General features: G+C 39.9%; 15 protein-coding genes and 1 riboswitch. Of the genes, 5 read left to right on the forward strand and 10 right to left on the reverse strand.

Going from position 1 to position 15,380, the window contains the following annotated elements; all coding sequences use genetic code 11:
* Positions 1 to 414 precede the first annotated feature (414 nt).
* Positions 415 to 1,278: an Ig-like domain-containing protein gene (locus AC0L4E_RS14885; RefSeq protein WP_473679829.1), complete on the reverse strand. Its 864-nt coding sequence runs from the start codon at positions 1,276 to 1,278 to the stop codon at positions 415 to 417.
* Here AC0L4E_RS14885 and AC0L4E_RS14890 point away from each other — a divergent pair.
* Both AC0L4E_RS14890 and queG read left to right on the forward strand, forming a co-directional pair.
* Positions 1,277 to 1,528, forward strand: a complete 252-nt coding sequence (locus AC0L4E_RS14890) for a GGDEF domain-containing protein (protein ID WP_473679830.1) — start codon at positions 1,277 to 1,279, stop codon at positions 1,526 to 1,528. The two genes, AC0L4E_RS14885 and AC0L4E_RS14890, sit on opposite strands and share 2 nt — an antisense overlap.
* 115 nt (positions 1,529 to 1,643) lie before the next feature.
* Positions 1,644 to 2,792, forward strand: a complete 1,149-nt coding sequence (gene queG, locus AC0L4E_RS14895; protein WP_473681682.1) for a tRNA epoxyqueuosine(34) reductase QueG — start codon at positions 1,644 to 1,646, stop codon at positions 2,790 to 2,792.
* Positions 2,793 to 2,895: 103 nt separating this feature from the next.
* On the opposite strand, the gene AC0L4E_RS14900 is transcribed toward queG, so the two are convergent.
* Positions 2,896 to 3,105, reverse strand: a complete 210-nt coding sequence (locus AC0L4E_RS14900) for a dodecin (protein WP_473679831.1) — start codon at positions 3,103 to 3,105, stop codon at positions 2,896 to 2,898.
* Between the two features lie 685 nt (positions 3,106 to 3,790).
* Between AC0L4E_RS14900 and AC0L4E_RS14905 the strand changes: the two genes are divergently transcribed.
* On the forward strand, positions 3,791 to 4,702 hold the full coding sequence (locus tag AC0L4E_RS14905; RefSeq protein ID WP_473679832.1) for a LysR family transcriptional regulator: 912 nt from the start codon (positions 3,791 to 3,793) through the stop codon (positions 4,700 to 4,702).
* A gap of 135 nt (positions 4,703 to 4,837) precedes the next feature.
* Here AC0L4E_RS14905 and AC0L4E_RS14910 read toward each other — a convergent pair whose 3' ends face one another.
* From AC0L4E_RS14910 to AC0L4E_RS14935, 6 genes are all read right to left on the reverse strand, one after another.
* Positions 4,838 to 5,581: an HDOD domain-containing protein gene (locus AC0L4E_RS14910; RefSeq protein ID WP_473679833.1), complete on the reverse strand. Its 744-nt coding sequence runs from the start codon at positions 5,579 to 5,581 to the stop codon at positions 4,838 to 4,840.
* Between the two features lie 181 nt (positions 5,582 to 5,762).
* Complete coding sequence (locus tag AC0L4E_RS14915; protein WP_473679834.1) at positions 5,763 to 7,757, reverse strand: TonB-dependent receptor; 1,995 nt, start codon at positions 7,755 to 7,757, stop codon at positions 5,763 to 5,765.
* A gap of 147 nt (positions 7,758 to 7,904) precedes the next feature.
* Positions 7,905 to 8,159: riboswitch (cobalamin riboswitch) on the reverse strand.
* 177 nt (positions 8,160 to 8,336) lie between these two features.
* Positions 8,337 to 8,993 (reverse strand): hypothetical protein, encoded by a 657-nt coding sequence (locus AC0L4E_RS14920; RefSeq protein WP_473679835.1) that lies wholly within the window; start codon positions 8,991 to 8,993, stop codon positions 8,337 to 8,339.
* Positions 8,994 to 9,101: 108 nt separating this feature from the next.
* Positions 9,102 to 9,419: a DUF3622 domain-containing protein gene (locus AC0L4E_RS14925; protein WP_473679836.1), complete on the reverse strand. Its 318-nt coding sequence runs from the start codon at positions 9,417 to 9,419 to the stop codon at positions 9,102 to 9,104.
* A 108-nt stretch (positions 9,420 to 9,527) separates the two neighbouring features.
* Positions 9,528 to 11,456: a peptidase U32 family protein gene (locus tag AC0L4E_RS14930; protein ID WP_473679837.1), complete on the reverse strand. Its 1,929-nt coding sequence runs from the start codon at positions 11,454 to 11,456 to the stop codon at positions 9,528 to 9,530.
* Between the two features lie 141 nt (positions 11,457 to 11,597).
* Complete coding sequence (locus tag AC0L4E_RS14935) at positions 11,598 to 12,164, reverse strand: phosphoribosyltransferase (RefSeq protein WP_473679838.1); 567 nt, start codon at positions 12,162 to 12,164, stop codon at positions 11,598 to 11,600.
* A 205-nt stretch (positions 12,165 to 12,369) separates the two neighbouring features.
* On the opposite strand from AC0L4E_RS14935, the gene AC0L4E_RS14940 reads away from it, so the two are divergent.
* Together AC0L4E_RS14940 and AC0L4E_RS14945 are read left to right on the forward strand one after the other, a co-directional pair.
* The gene (locus AC0L4E_RS14940; RefSeq protein WP_473681684.1) at positions 12,370 to 13,017 is read left to right on the forward strand and encodes a DNA-J related domain-containing protein; all 648 of its coding nucleotides are present in this window, start codon (positions 12,370 to 12,372) and stop codon (positions 13,015 to 13,017) included.
* A 190-nt stretch (positions 13,018 to 13,207) separates the two neighbouring features.
* Positions 13,208 to 13,954 carry a thiol:disulfide interchange protein DsbA/DsbL gene (locus AC0L4E_RS14945; RefSeq protein ID WP_473679839.1) on the forward strand — a complete coding sequence of 249 codons (747 nt, stop codon included), beginning with the start codon at positions 13,208 to 13,210 and terminating at the stop codon, positions 13,952 to 13,954.
* 176 nt (positions 13,955 to 14,130) lie between these two features.
* Here the strand turns inward: AC0L4E_RS14945 and AC0L4E_RS14950 are convergent, their stop codons facing one another.
* A complete protein-coding gene (locus tag AC0L4E_RS14950) occupies positions 14,131 to 14,661 on the reverse strand; it encodes a cytochrome b/b6 domain-containing protein (RefSeq protein ID WP_473679840.1) in 531 nt (176 codons plus the stop codon).
* Between the two features lie 95 nt (positions 14,662 to 14,756).
* Positions 14,757 to 15,278, reverse strand: a complete 522-nt coding sequence (hemG, locus tag AC0L4E_RS14955; protein WP_473679841.1) for a menaquinone-dependent protoporphyrinogen IX dehydrogenase — start codon at positions 15,276 to 15,278, stop codon at positions 14,757 to 14,759.
* Positions 15,279 to 15,380: the final 102 nt, after the last annotated feature.

The following is a 15,380-nucleotide window of genomic DNA, read 5'->3' on the forward strand; positions in this document are numbered from 1 at the left end:
TCGTAATATACCCCCAAAGAAATGTCATATTTATCACGTCAATTTTATAAACGGTTGTAAATTTAGGGGAGTTTTAAAATCGGAAAGTAGACTTTTTAACGTTCAAAGGTTAGTTGTTAAAATAAACTAAATTTCAGGCTTGTAATGGTTTGATAAAACCAAACAAAATATAAGTCTGAATTACTTCTAAATTAAGTTTGTGTCCACTTCTGTCTGATAGATAGTATCTAAAACCTTTTATTCATCACATCGTAAGTGTTGTAAATTCGGGTTGGAATTATTTAGTTTTATTACAGTAATCTAATGTATAGCTAGGTAGTAAGAGTGGGGGGACAAACATAAAAATTTATCACCGCCACACTATAATACTGGAAGGAGATTCGGTAAATTAGATACCTGTATCCGTTTAAGTATTTATTGAGATATAGTAATTTTTAGTGGTGCCAATGCTACGACACCTTGATAAATACCAACCACCTCAGTTACACCAACTCCAGCTGCATATAACCGACCGTCATTAACGATAACTGAACTACCACTTAAGATTTCCCAAGTAATACCTTCTGTAACTTGATGTAATCCGCCTTCAATATAAGCCAAAGATGGTGTGATATAGCCAGAGCCGATTTTATAGGTCACTTCTTCTGGCATAGGAACAAGCATATCAAAAGTTGCATCAGATACACTTATCAGCTTCTCACCACTTAATACATTTTCAAACTGGGCCGTTAGCTTGTCAATGCCCAGTGTGTGGCCTGTCATTTCGTTATTAGCAACAGTAATATGTGTTGTATGCGACCACGTTACAGAGTCCGTGATATCAACTTCTTCTCCACCTTGAGTAATACCAAATGCGGATACTGAAATAGGCGCACCACCTAACTTAACAGTTTGTGAAGCAGGTTTTACTTCGATACTTTCGTAAATTCCCTCGGCTTCATCAACGTTGACAACAGCTGAATATTGTTCTGAAGCTTGACCGTTGAACTCAGCCGAAATTGTTGCTGTACCACCACCAAGAGTATAAACAATACCTGCGTCATCAACTATCGCAACGCTCTCATTTGATGATGCCCAGCTTACTTGCTGAGTTACAACTTCTGGGCGTCCTCCGTAGAAAATTGCAGTTGAATAAGCAGAGAATGATTCACCAACCTCAACTGTACTTACCAGTGGAGTAACGATTAGTTCTTTAATGGTTTCATTTGTCTTAGCAACACTAGACAAGCTGAATGTAGCAGCACAAGTTATAGCGATAATAGATAGTTTTTTCTTCATGTTAATTTACCTTTTATTGAATTATGTAATTTACAATTCAATAAAAGCGGCACAATCTGTCGTAGATGAAGGCAGTTTTTACAAGTTTAGTAATTTTAGTGAAAACTTATCAGTAACAGTAAGTGCAGGCGTCGCGACCTATAAAGACGAAGCTAACCTTACTGAAATCATTAAAAAAACCGACTTGGTTTTATATCGAGCTAAGAACCAAGGCCGCAATCAAGTGGTTTACTTTCGTGATGATGCTTAGCCTGCCGTTAGCGAGTATAATCAAATTTAGTAATCATCAATAACTGTAATAGCCTTTCATGCCTGACTCAAAATCAAATGCAGACATTCAAGCTGACTCAAGCTTAAGTCGTGAAATGACATCTCAAGAAATGTCAGATTTATCACGCCAGATAAAATCATGGGCGCAAGAGTTAGGCTTTGCCGAGTTAGGGATAACTGATACCGATCTCAAAGCCGAAGAGCCTAAGTTACAGCAATGGCTGGATAAGGGTTATCACGGCGAAATGAGTTACATGGCAAATCACGGCATGATGCGTGCCCGCCCCCATGAGCTTCATCCTGGTACAGTGCGAGTGTTGAGTGCAAGAATGGATTATTTGCCGCCACAGGCAGGTTTTGCGACTAATCTCGCCGATCCTAACCTTGGATATATTTCTCGTTATGCTGGCGGGCGTGATTACCATAAATTAATTCGTAAACAGCTTAAAAAGCTAGGTGATAAAATTGTCGCACACTGCGATGACTTAGGTGTCACAGGTGTTGATTTTCGACCTTTTGTCGATTCAGCCCCAGTACTTGAAAGACCATTAGCAGAAAAAGCGGGTTTAGGCTGGACAGGAAAACACTCCCTATTATTAAATCCAGAGGCTGGCAGTTGGTTCTTTTTAGGTGAAGTATTAATTAACATTCCGCTGCCAATTGATATTCCAATTATCCAAAGCTGTAATACCTGTGTAGCTTGCATAAAATCATGCCCCACCAATGCCATACTTGAAGATAATGTAGTAGATGGTCGCCGCTGTATTTCTTATTTAACCATAGAGCTTCAAGGTGCTATCCCTGTAGAGTTTCGACGTGCCATTGGTAACCGCATTTATGGTTGCGATGACTGCCAGCTAGTCTGTCCTGTTAATGCTAAAGCCCCCTTAACCAAGCAAGCTGATTTTCATATTCGTGAGCCATTAATGCAACCTAATTTGCTCACCTTATTTGCGTGGACAGAAAAGCAGTTTCTTTCACTTACTGAAGGAAGTCCAATAAGGCGTATTGGCCATAAATATTGGCTCAGAAACATCGCTATTGCATTAGGTAACGCTCCGTTTAATGAAGATATTTTAGCGGCGCTGCATGCTCGTAAGGATTCTGGTGAAGTAAACGATATGGTCATTGAACATATTGATTGGGCCATCGAAGAGCAAAACCAAGCTCATACAGAAATACTCAGCCGCAAAACTCAACGTGTTGTCAGAGCTATTGAAAAAGGCTTACCTCGAGACGCCTAGTGCTCTTTTACTATATTCTCAGCCAAGTGATAAAAACTAAAATGCAGCTGAAGCCACCTTCAACTGCATTTTGTTTAAATGGTAGAAATGTCACTTGGAGTGGCTAACTTTGATCTAAAGTAAATCCAACTTTAACGGTCACTTGCCAATGTGCAATCAAACCTTCCTCCAAATGCCCTCTTGTCTCTACCACTTGAAACCAGCGCATATGCTTTATTGATTTATTGGCCGCCGCGATCGCATTTTTGATCGCATCATCCGAGCTAATTGGTGATGATCCTGTCAGTTCAATCAGTTTATAGGTATGACTCATTGTTACTCCATCAGTATTTAAAGGACATTAACTGAGTATAGATAACCTATAAAAATCTGCGTAACTTCAACACAATGAATACTACTCATATAAAAAAGCTCTTTAAAGGGTAAGTAGCTGAGTCTTGATATGTTTATTCTAAAGCTTTTCACGTAAAGCTTTCTCACCAATAAATGAGTCAAACAAGTCACTAAAAGTCACTTACCTCTACTTTCATATTCAACTTACAACCACTGCCACATTCAACTTACAACCACTGTCAAAACTGAAGCATAATTGAACCTTTGACATTTTATTAGCCGCTTTAGGTGTTAAACAGGTTATTGCATAAACAGTATGGATATTTGGTGATTGGATATCATAAAAGCCTTATTCTATAAGGCTTAGGTCGCTTTACTACTCGATCATAAGCTCAATCGGACCATTGGTTTATTCAATAGAACACTGTGAGTTTTATCCGCAAAGGAATCAATAATACAAGTTTTAGCTTTATGGGTGACTAACAAAAGGAAGCCGTAAGTTTGTAATTTTCAAATCAAAAAACGCAAACAATTAACAAAAGCAGTACATTTATGTAAATTAATTACACAGGCGTCTGGACGTCTAGAAGTTTACTGTGGTACTCTGCACCTAAGCAATCGAATAGATTTCACCCGAAGTTGAACAAAATTCATGTGAGGATAATATGATAGAGCTGAGACACCTTCGTACTCTAATGGCGCTCAAAGAGAGTGGTAGCCTAGCTGGTGCCGCGAAAAAACGTTTCGTAACTCAATCAGCGTTATCACATCAGATTAAAGAATTAGAAACCCGAATTAACTCGGCTATTTTTATTCGAAAAAGCAAACCGCTATCATTCACACAAGAAGGCGCTAGATTATTGAATCTCGCTGAAGAGATTTTGCCTAAAGTGATGGTAACCGAATCAGATCTTAAAAAAGGTCTAGATGCAGAGTCCCAATCACTAAAACTGGGCATTGAATGTCACAGCTGTTTCCGCTGGTTAATGCCAGTGACAGAAGCTTTTAAGCATATTGCTCCAGACGGACGAATTGACCTTTCAAGTCGACATTTGTTTGATTCATTGAACGCATTAGAAATGGGTGAGTTAGACATAGTACTGACCTCAGATCCTGTACCTGGTCACGCCTTGGCTTATCAGCATTTATTCGATTTTGAAGTTAAACTAGTTGTCGCTAATGAAAATCCATTAGCAAAAGAAGCTTTTATCAAGCCGGAGCAATTAGCTAAACAAACATTAATTACCTACCCTGTACCACTGCAGCGTCTAGATATTTTCAAACACTTTTTAGAGCCTGCAGGTGTTGAAGCCGGTGAGCAAAAACAGTGCGACTTAACCGCGATGTTATTACAGCGCGTCGCATGTAATGATGGCATAGCGGCATTGCCGAGCTGGTCAATTAATGAAAGCCATGGGCTGAATCTTTCTTCTGTAAAACTTGGCGCAGAAGGATTAAAGCGACCATTGTTTGCAGCCTATCGCCGTAATGCATCTAATACGAGTTTAATTCAAAAGTGGTTAACGCTAGTGGCTGCAGAAGGCTTAAAATTACAACGCTTAAGTCAGCAGCACTAATCTAAGTGTCGTTTAAGATACACTGCTATTAGGTTGCTTTAACCATAAAAAATGCCACTCATTGAGTGGCATTTTTGTATCTGAAACTATTTAAATAAAACCATGAGTTAACTTATAAGTTAGCAGTTACTCATCTCATACAAGCGGATTGATCAATACATTACGCTTTGCGAGTACATGTCTTAGCACCATACCAGCTGAGTTAGGGTTGTCAGTTTGATTAATATTATGGGCCACCATAAACTCATTGCGTAAGTCATCATCTAAGCCTAACGCTTCAAAGGCTTCAATAGATAAGCTTTGCTGCTGTGTATCAATTAAGTTCTTAATCACTTGCAGCGCAATCGCTTTCTCGGACGCCGCATTTAAAAATGCAAAAGCACTCAAAGTAATCACTTGGCCAAATACACTGAATAAAGCCAGGGTTTGCACTTCGTCAGCATCGATATCAATAGGCTGGTCGCTCTCTTCAATATCACGAAGATGCTGAACCGCATCAACTGCGATATTCTCGGTCAGTGTCCAATAACCTTTAACTAGCTTGCTGTAAGGCTCTTTTAACTCGTCCAAACGCTCTTTTAGGTAGAAAGAAAACGCATAGCGGTAAATATTCACTTGGCCTAGGCGGATAAGTGCATCTTTAATACTGCGATTTTTGGTAGAAATAATACCACCAGCCTGGGCGGTATTACTGCGCCATAATAGGTGGGCAGCTAAGGCAGGATCACTTGAAACAATATCGATTAAAATTCGAATATCAGCTTCATTTATCAGTGCTTTCTTTAAAGGAATCAAAATACCACGTCGACCAATCACTTGCTCTTCGTTTCCGATAATAGCTTTGACTTGAGTTAGCACCTGTTGCTCAAGATAGGTCATATTGTACTGCTTCCCTTTAATATTTTTTAGATCTCTATTAGGGAATTTATCCACATAAGCAGCACTAAGGTCAAGTAATTAATCCATAATCAAACAAAAAGCCGACAAGCAGCTTGTCGGCTTTAGATTCTATGTCAATTAAGCAGATAAACTAGTGTATAACTGCACATAAAATAGTGGCTTAGAAACGATAACCAGCGGTTAAGCGAATTGAGCGACCATTACCTGAGTAATATCCATTGCCCCAAGCAGAGTAGTAACCCGCACTGACGTATTCTTCATCTAATAAGTTATCAGCGCGCAAACTCGCAGACCAGTTATCACGGGTGTAGTTAAGCGCTAAGTTAGCTAGCACATAACTCGATAGCTTAGGATCAACGTTGCCATTATCACCTTCAATAAAGCGCTCACCTGTATAAATACCTTCTACAAATAGCTGCCACTCAGATGCGATATCGTAACTTAAGTGCGCGCGGCCGTTATGCTTTGCAACCCAAGAAAGTGCTTTACCTTCGTTTTCGCCTTCGGTGAACTCAGCATCAATGTAGTCATAAGATGCACCTAGCAACCAATCAGCAGATATCTGAATATCGTAACTGGTATTGATACCGTATCGACGTGATGCATCGGCATTAACGTTAGCCCCGCCGCCCTGAGGACCGTCTGTACGACCTGCGTCGTAAACAATCTCATCTTCTAAATCGAGGCGGTAAGCATTTAACTTAAATGCTTGTGTTGTTGTGGTCCAATCCCAACCCGCTTCATATGAGCGACCAGTTTGTGGATCGAGTCCAATAGTAGTCACAGGGGTATACGCTTGCTCATCCACTTTAGCGAAGCGGAAGTTATCATTGGCGCGGATATAAAAACGGTTTTCAATACTTGGACGGTAGTTAAGACCTAACTCGAATGCATGGGCATCGTTATCAAGCTCTACACCACTTGGATACAGTGTTTGATCTGTTAAGTCATCAGTGACTTCACTGTAACGACCACCAACAACATAAGATAAGGTCTTAGTTAATGGCACTGACGCTTGAGCATAAACACTGGCCATCTTTTGCTCATTGTTTCTTTGGGTATAAGCCAAGTCAAAGTCAGCTTCACCAATACTTAAATCAACACCAGCAACAATATCTAAATCACCTTGTTCAAGCTGATAGTTAGCGGTGGCTTTTGGTGAGAAACTTAATAAATTACGCTCTATACGACCAGCACTACCATATAAAAAGTTGGTGGTTAACGTGTCTGAATAGGTTAAATCAGCAACTAATGCCCACTCTTGGTTTAACTGATATTCATAGCCGCTACGAAGCGCTGTAGTCATTTCATGAGTGTATTCACCATCAGTAAACGGAGCAGCTTGGGTTGGGTCTTGCTCAAACTGTTCAAGTGTTAATGCACCTGGTGCTTGGCGGTTATCATCAAAGTAGTTTGCTTCAACAAAGAACTGCTGTTTATCTGATTGATACTGTAAACGACCTAACACAGAGCCAGTTTCGCTTTCATTATTGTCACGGTAGTTGTCACTTTGGTTATAACTCGCCGCTAAGTAGTAACGCCACGCGTCATTAATCGCTCCAGAGATATCCCCTTTAGCTTCATAAGTATCAAAGCTGCCACCACTGAGTTCAAAGCCACCACCAGTGCCATTAGGCGCCTTAGTGATGATATTAATCACACCACCTACGGCTTGGTCGCCGTAAAGCACACCAGCAGAGCCATATAATACTTCTACACGCTCAACCTGGTTTAACGGCACAGCATTGATACTAGGCGCAGAAATATCGATATTATTTAAGCGGCGACCATCAATCAAAATTAAGGTATTGCTGGCAGCTTGCGACGCGGTAAAACCACGCATCGCAAAGGTGGTTCCTGAATTATTATCAGAAACTTGAATACCTGCTTGGCTACGAAGTAAGTCAGTTAAGCTCACCGCGCCGCTCATTTCGATATCGACTTGATCGATAACGTTAACGTTGGCTGCAATGTTTAACGGATTAGCGTCACTACGACCGATAACCACAATGGTTTCAGTGCTATTAGTAGCAGAAGTACTTGTAGCAGATGAAGTGTTAGCAGTTTCAGCTGTTGCGCTTGAAACAAATGATGCAGCAGAAACGCTTAATATTAGGCTAAGCGCAGTTGCGATTTTAGTTGGATTAGTACCCATTTACCTTTAACTCCTGAAAGGAAAAATGGGGCATATTTGCCGCAGCGAATAGTGCTAGTGCTAAGCTAGAGAATAGGATCGATTAGATCAACTCACTCTTGCCAACAACTAGTAAAGCTACATTTCGAGATCTGCCCACCGAAATCTCAAAATCATCTTTTTGGGGCCGGTCTCCGGACTTAGGATAAAGCCATTAAAATGACTCACGAAGCTGAGTTTTAAACGTTTTCATTTTCTGTAATTAATTTTAATTCAATTAACAGCAAACATAAGCAAACGCACTCAGTTCTCACCATTACCGTTGCGGGGGCAGCACTAGACTCTCACTAGTTTCCCGATTATCCCGTGTCACTACATCACAAAGATGAAGTACTCACAGGCACCACATAAGATTGACGATAAATTTGTCATTGTTACGATTGTCGTTAAACAAGTCCATATAACAACTAGGCGCATTATAACTTGTTAAAGTTACTTTTTGGTATAAAGAATGAGGATCATTCATATTATTCAATACTGAGTTATACAGATTGAATAATATGAGTACATATGAAATGGATGAAGTCTTGCTAAATAAGGCTAGCGCTGAAATTTAACTTGCAGCATTTTGGAAATGAAATCGCGATGATTTGAACCATTAAGCGGTGGATTAGACTCGTTAAACACTTCGCCTCTCATCGACTTATGAATTAAATACATATCTTCAGTATCTTTAAGCACAGCATAATAACCAATTTCACCTTGACGCGTTCTAGATGCTGCACCGCCATATACGTTTTTCATGTTAGTACAGCCAATAATACCGTGATAAGCCTCTTTGCCACCAATTTGGGTCATACCTAGTTGCTCATAGGTCACAGTACCTTGGCAGGCATCTTGGTACGTATCTGCAAATCTATCTAGAAATTGAGTGCTATCGATACTGGCAGCTAAGCCTTTAAAGCCTTGAATACAATATAGCGCAGACCAATCGTTGAGGGTTTCACCGGCAGGAACAAACTCTGCTTTGTACATGTTGCCTTTTTCAGAATTAAAAGCCATTTTCCAGCCAACAGGCAGATCAAATGATACTTTATTAGCAAAGATTGAAAGTTGTTTTTGTTCTGAACCGCCATCAGCATCTGAATACGCTGTAATCGCGTTAATGTGAGGGGCTGGCTCTTTGGCCAATGCATTATATGAAGGGCTCAATAAAAATAGCCCCGCAGATATTATTAGGGTAATGCTAGCTTTCATACCGAAATCATCCTTGGTATTGGTGCTGAAAGGTGAAACCTAGTTAAATCAAACAGAAATACAACAACTATGTCACCAAAATGTTGCATTACTGTATTATCTTAACCATTAATCTTCAAGCTCATCCGTTGAATCAGTTAGATCTATTTCACTTGCTTCATCAGTTAACGCTTCAGCGGCAATGGCATCAGCGATAGATTTAGCTTTAATTTTCTTTTCAGTTTTACGTTTATTACGTTCAACTTGAGTGCTCATAAATGCTGTTAGCTCTTTTTGACCCCATGCAACAGCTTCATCTTCTGTTGTAAAACCGTCGTGGCTCTTTGACACGATAGTTTTGGTTGCACTCATACGACGAGTGATTTCAGTCTTAAAAGTATCGCCAACGGTTAACACTCTAAAATCGTACTTCTTACTTTTGCTCATTATTCGGTTTTTCCTAGCTAAACTCAGCTTAAATTAAGGTCGCGCAGTGTACGCGAACATTGTCTATTTAGCACTCATTTTGAGTACTTTTAAAATTAAAAGGTAAAGCTACTGCTTTACAAGTTGGTTTGAGCCCACAATCATCATTTCACACTTCTGACAATCAAAGACTAACTTCAATCTATCTTTACCAATATCTAACACCATAGGATCGGCTTTAATCCCTTCAACTTCTTTAGGGCATAAGTTGAAGCTGTAGCGTAAACAGTGTTTGGTCACCATTAATGGCGCATCAGTTAATACTTGGTTCTTCTCGTAAGTATCTTCCATTTGAATAACGCCATGCTGCTCGTAAAATTCACGAGACTTATCATTGGCAACGTTAGATAAAAAGCTTAAATACTTTTGCGGGAAACGCGCTTCTTTATCATGTTCGCCACGCAGTGGACGCTGATAACCATTGACACGAGCTTGATCAAAAGCGGCTATCGCATCGCGGCGTAGACCATTAATCACTGAGGCTGGTAAAAACCAACGATTGGCACAATTAACCTGTAACTGCTGCAAGGTGTAGTCACTGTTACCCAGTTTAGCTAACTGAGTACGTAAATTCGCGTCAGCTTTGGCGTAATCTTTTGCAGGCTCTTTAGCCCATTCAAGTTCAACCGTGACTGAATGTTGATGCTTATCTGAAACTGTTAATGCAATACCAGTCTCAGTGTCATCTAACACCATATCGACCATGATTTTACGGGTCGCTGAATCTTTTGATAACAAGGCATCAAATTGGTGGTCAAAGTTTCTGAAAAGCTCGACACCCACTTTCAAGTCTTTGCTGACATCGGTTAAAAATAAGGTATTTCCATCGGCGCGATTAACCCGCAAACCTTTGGTTTTATTGTCTGATAAACGCTGCTTTTGGTAACCGTCGATGAAAAAGCACAGACCATCACCATTATTAAACTCGATGGTTTTACCCGCTTTAGCGCTATCGACTTTAATAAAGTCACGGCCAACACCAACAATGGTGCCGACCTTTTCACCAATGTATTTAGGTGAACTAAAATGCTCAATCAAAGCGGTACGTTGATTGATAAAATAATCGGTTTTACCACGATTGAAGCTTTTTTCAGGATCAGGCGTGAAAGTAAACTCACTACGGCCATGAGACATAGATTCTAGATCACTACGACGGTCGATAATCGCATCAAGTTGCTGGCGATAATGTGCGGTGACATTTTTAAGGTAACTGATGTCTTTTAAACGGCCTTCAATTTTAAAAGAGGTCACGCCCGCATCAATCAACGCTTCGAGATTTTCAGTTTGGTTATTGTCTTTAAGTGATAATAAATGTTCGTTTTCAGCTAATACTTCACCATCACGGGTCGACAAGTCGCAAGGAAGGCGACACATTTGCGAGCACTCACCACGGTTAGCACTACGGTTTGAAAACGCATGACTAATGTTACATAAGCCGCTGTAACTTACACATAGTGCGCCATGGACAAAGTATTCCAATTTAAGTTTGGTGGTGTCAGCAATTTGCTTAATTTGCGGCAAGTTTAACTCGCGGGCTAATACCACTTGCGAGAATCCCACTTGCTCTAAAAATACTGCTTTTTCAGGGGTGCGATTATCCATTTGCGTACTGGCATGCATGGCAATTGGCGGTAAATCCAATTGCAGCAAACCCATATCTTGGATAATTAACGCATCGACACCTGCTTCATATAATTCCCAGATTAAGCTTTGCGCCTGCTCAATTTCGTCATCCATCAAAATGGTATTTAAGGCGACAAAGACTTGGGCATGATAGCGGTGAGCAAATTCTGCTAACCGAGTAATATCTTCTACGCTGTTACCCGCATTATGGCGTGCGCCAAAAGCTGGGCCACCAATGTAAACCGCATCAGCTCCGTGACGAATGGCTTCAATACCATAGTCAGCGTTTTTTGCTGGAGCAAGAAGCTCTAACTGTTTCTTTTCAGTAGGCTTAGTTGGCGTTGATGTCGGCGAAAATATTTCTACAGAACTCATAATGAATGTTTATCTTTTTCTAGGTAATAAAAAATGCATCAAGATAGTAGCTAAACACGGACTAAAACCACGTGTATGTCACTATCATTGACGCACTGTTCAGCTTGCTAGTTTAGCAAAAAATAACCAGTTTCGTTGCTTTTACTTAAACAAATGCTGAATATTCTTAAAATCACTTTTACCTTCAGCGATTTCCTGCGGGGTTAATCCCGATACTTCATGGGGGAACACTAACCACTCTTCTGACTCATGAATAAAGTAATCAGGCTTTAAATCTACCGCTGTGTTCTTTGGCTTATAGTAAGGACATGCCACACGAATATCTGTTGGGATGTTCTTACGCATAAACTTTTGCAGCTTGTCGATTAACGCATCAACACTACGACCAGAGTCAAATACATCATCAACAATCAATAAGCCATCATCAGCATTGGCATTTTCAATGATGTAATGTAAGCCATGTACTTTGATTTTTTTGCTTTGCTTGTCGGTACCAATTCCGTAATAAGAAGACGTTCTTACTGCGATATGATCCGTTTCAACATTTTTGAAATCATAGAACTCTTGCACAGCAATACCGATTGGAGCACCACCACGCCAGATACCAACAATAAATTGTGGTCTAAAGCCACTATCATAAACCTGCGCTGCAAGTTTAAAAGAATCTTCCAGTAGCTGTTGTGCACTGATGTAAAGTTTATCTGTCATTGGTTTTGGCCCCTATCATTTTTATTGCGGCGAATTTTATACCAAATTAGGATAGTTTGTCTGTGAGGAATACGTTTAATCGTCATATTTGTTAAACAAAATGAACTAAAGGACGCTATAAACGATTGAACAAAAAAACATCATTGACTCCACATTGTTCTGTGGCATAGTAAATTTAATGCCAATTCATAGCGAAACCAACACTATGCTTGCAGCTAATGATGCTCTACTTCGACAACAAGCCGACTCCGACAGATTATCGTCAAGAAGTGATAATCCGCTGATATGGCCTCTTCTCACCCTGCTGCAAAGTTCTTGTCAAAGTTGGAAAGTCCACCATTTAGCCAGCGAATTACAAAGCAAAGGGTTAATGCATGACTTAGACCCTGAGCCTGAAAAAGACCTCTTCAAACGAAACTTCTTGTTAATGAACGCCCTTTTTGAACTGCAGAGCTTGTTACTTCCTAATCAATGGCTACAAGTTCAAGCTATGGATATTCGAATTTTCAGAATTTTCCCCCATGATATTGCCGTACAACAAAACCATAACGCACCATTAAAAGAGTATTACCTCGATTGGCAGCAATACGATACGTGCGCAAACGCAGTCAAAGAAATGTTAGAGTCCTTTTGGTCGAGTTATCAAGAGTATATTGGCGTCAATCAAGTATTAATGCATGACAGTCATGCTCTGAGTATTTTTGAGTTGGATGCAAGTGCCACCAACAAAGATATTCGTAAACAATGGCGTAAGCTGGCACTAAAACTTCATCCCGATCGCCCAGGCGGAGATGCGCAGCAGTTTCGACAAGTTTGTGAAGCATGGCAAACTTTACGCTCTAAAGCTGGATAGCGGCTAACTTTGTAAGAAGTTATTTTTATAAGAAAGCCGCATCACATCACATATTTAACCCTGAAATAAATCATCGTTTAGGTCATAATTCTTGTTAACATTAAGGCAATTAAGTATTGGCTTAATTAAGACTATTTTAAGATTTCTCGCAACTACCAGCGGGTAACGCGACACTTTTATTGAGGCTGAAATGATTAAGATTAAACCTATTGCATTTACTGTGGCACTTGCGGCATTCACAATCGCTCTTACTGGCTGTGGTAAACCTGCTGAAGTCACTGCTGAAAAAGCTGTTGAAGTCACTCCTGAGAAAACTGTTGAAACAGCTGCTGTCATTCCATCAAAGTTTGTTGAAGGTCAGCATTACACTCAAATTTCTGATGGCCCAGCATCTAGCGAACCTAAGATTTCTGAGTACTTCTCTTTTTACTGCCATAACTGTTACAACATGGAAACCAAGTACCTGCCAGAAATCAAAGGTAACTTGAACAAAGAGATTGGCTTTGAAACTAAGCACGTTGACTTTATGAACAGCGAGATTGGTACTGAAGTGATGCGCGCATTAGCTGTAATTCATGAAGTTGGTAATGAAAAAGCATTAAACACTGCAATGTTCCAAGCGATTCAAGGCGAAGGCGGTCATCACGACCATAGCGCTCCAGGTCATACCCATGACGAGCCAGAAATCAACAACCGTGACGACATCAAAAAAGTATTTGCAGCAAATGGTGTTGATGCTGAAACTTATGACAAAATTGCAGACAGCGAAGCTACTGATGCGAAGCTAGCACTATGGCGTCAACAGCAAGTGATGTTCCAAGTGCAGAGTGTTCCAACATTTATCGTTAATGATAAGTATGCGATTAACATGAACGAAATGCGCACGTTAGGCGACCTAATTGACGTAATGAACTACTTAGCTTTAGAAAAGAAGTAAATCATGAAGTCATCTGCGCGCCAATATAAATTGAAGCGTAGATAAAGACACTAAAAAGCCCGACTTTATAGCTATAAAGTCGGGCTTTTTCTATCGTTCTTTTTCTATCGGGCTTTTTAATCATTCTTTTAAGGTTATTACTTGTTCTATGTACACAAAACAAGTAGTTGAACAATTTAAGAGTTTCGCACCATATCGATAATATGAAACGCAGCAAACACAATATGAATTGCTAAGAAGCCAACAAATCCTTGAGCAAACATGATGTGGTATTTACGCCACATTAGCGCATCACTGCTTCCTTGAAAGATAAACCAAGCAATCCCCGTAATACTGACTAGCGCCATTAACAGTAAGCCGATACCTTCAACAATGCTGAAAATCCCTTTACCACCGGAGCTAGGCAACTTGCCCTGTTTTAATTGCTTTACTTCATCAACACATTGCGAAAAATCTAACTTAAGCCATGGAAAAAACTGACGCCAATGGCCATTTAGTAAGTTTTTCAATAAAAACAGTAAACCAAATACTGCAGCGACTAACCCTAAATAAACGTGCAAACTATCCCAAATACTGGCTTTAGCACGTAATCGACTACCAATTAATATCCATGGGCTAGTCACCACTAAAAACACACTCAAGGCCACAACAATGACATGGAGTTTCTCTGATATCAGCTGAATTAACTTGGATGAATTTTGGCTCATGATGCTCCTTACTTTACGTTGAGCGCGTTAGGAAAACGAAAAATGGCTCATTAAATCAATAAAGCCAACAAGTTAATTGTTGGCTTTAAGCTTTTTTACGCTGATTGAATTTGAGTAACGTAGTTATCAACCTTCGCCCAATCAGTGTATTCCACTTTGGTATTTGGATCGGTTGGCCCTTTAGTGATCCACATGATAAAGCGGATGATATTGCGGTCCATTGGTCCATAGTATTGATAATCTAAGTTACCGCCAAATACTTCTAGTACCTTTGGTTGCCATTCACTTTGTTTTAAAAATGCCTGCATATACATATTAGTATCAGGAGTATTTTTACCTGGTTTTCTTGCTACTAAACTCACAGAGAAAAAACCATTAGCTTTAGTATCAAGTGCAGCTTTGTTATCAGCTACAAACTGATAAAGCTCAGGGCGATGTTTACCATGACGAATACTGGCACCAATAAACACTTTATCAAAACCACTGATATCAGGTTTATCTTGCAGCGGCGCTAACGTGACGGTTTCACCTGCTGCTGTAAGTTTCTCTTCCATGTAATCGCAAATCTTACGGGTTTGACCGTGGACAGTTGAATAGATAATTAAAATGTTACTCACGTACACCTCGATGATAATAAAAAAAGCTGATACGATTATTTAAACCTTGAAACACTCAGGAAGATTTTATTCAACCATGCTATTACATCTAATCTTAATAGA

This window comes from Shewanella sp. GJ50-10 (genome assembly GCF_055808815.1).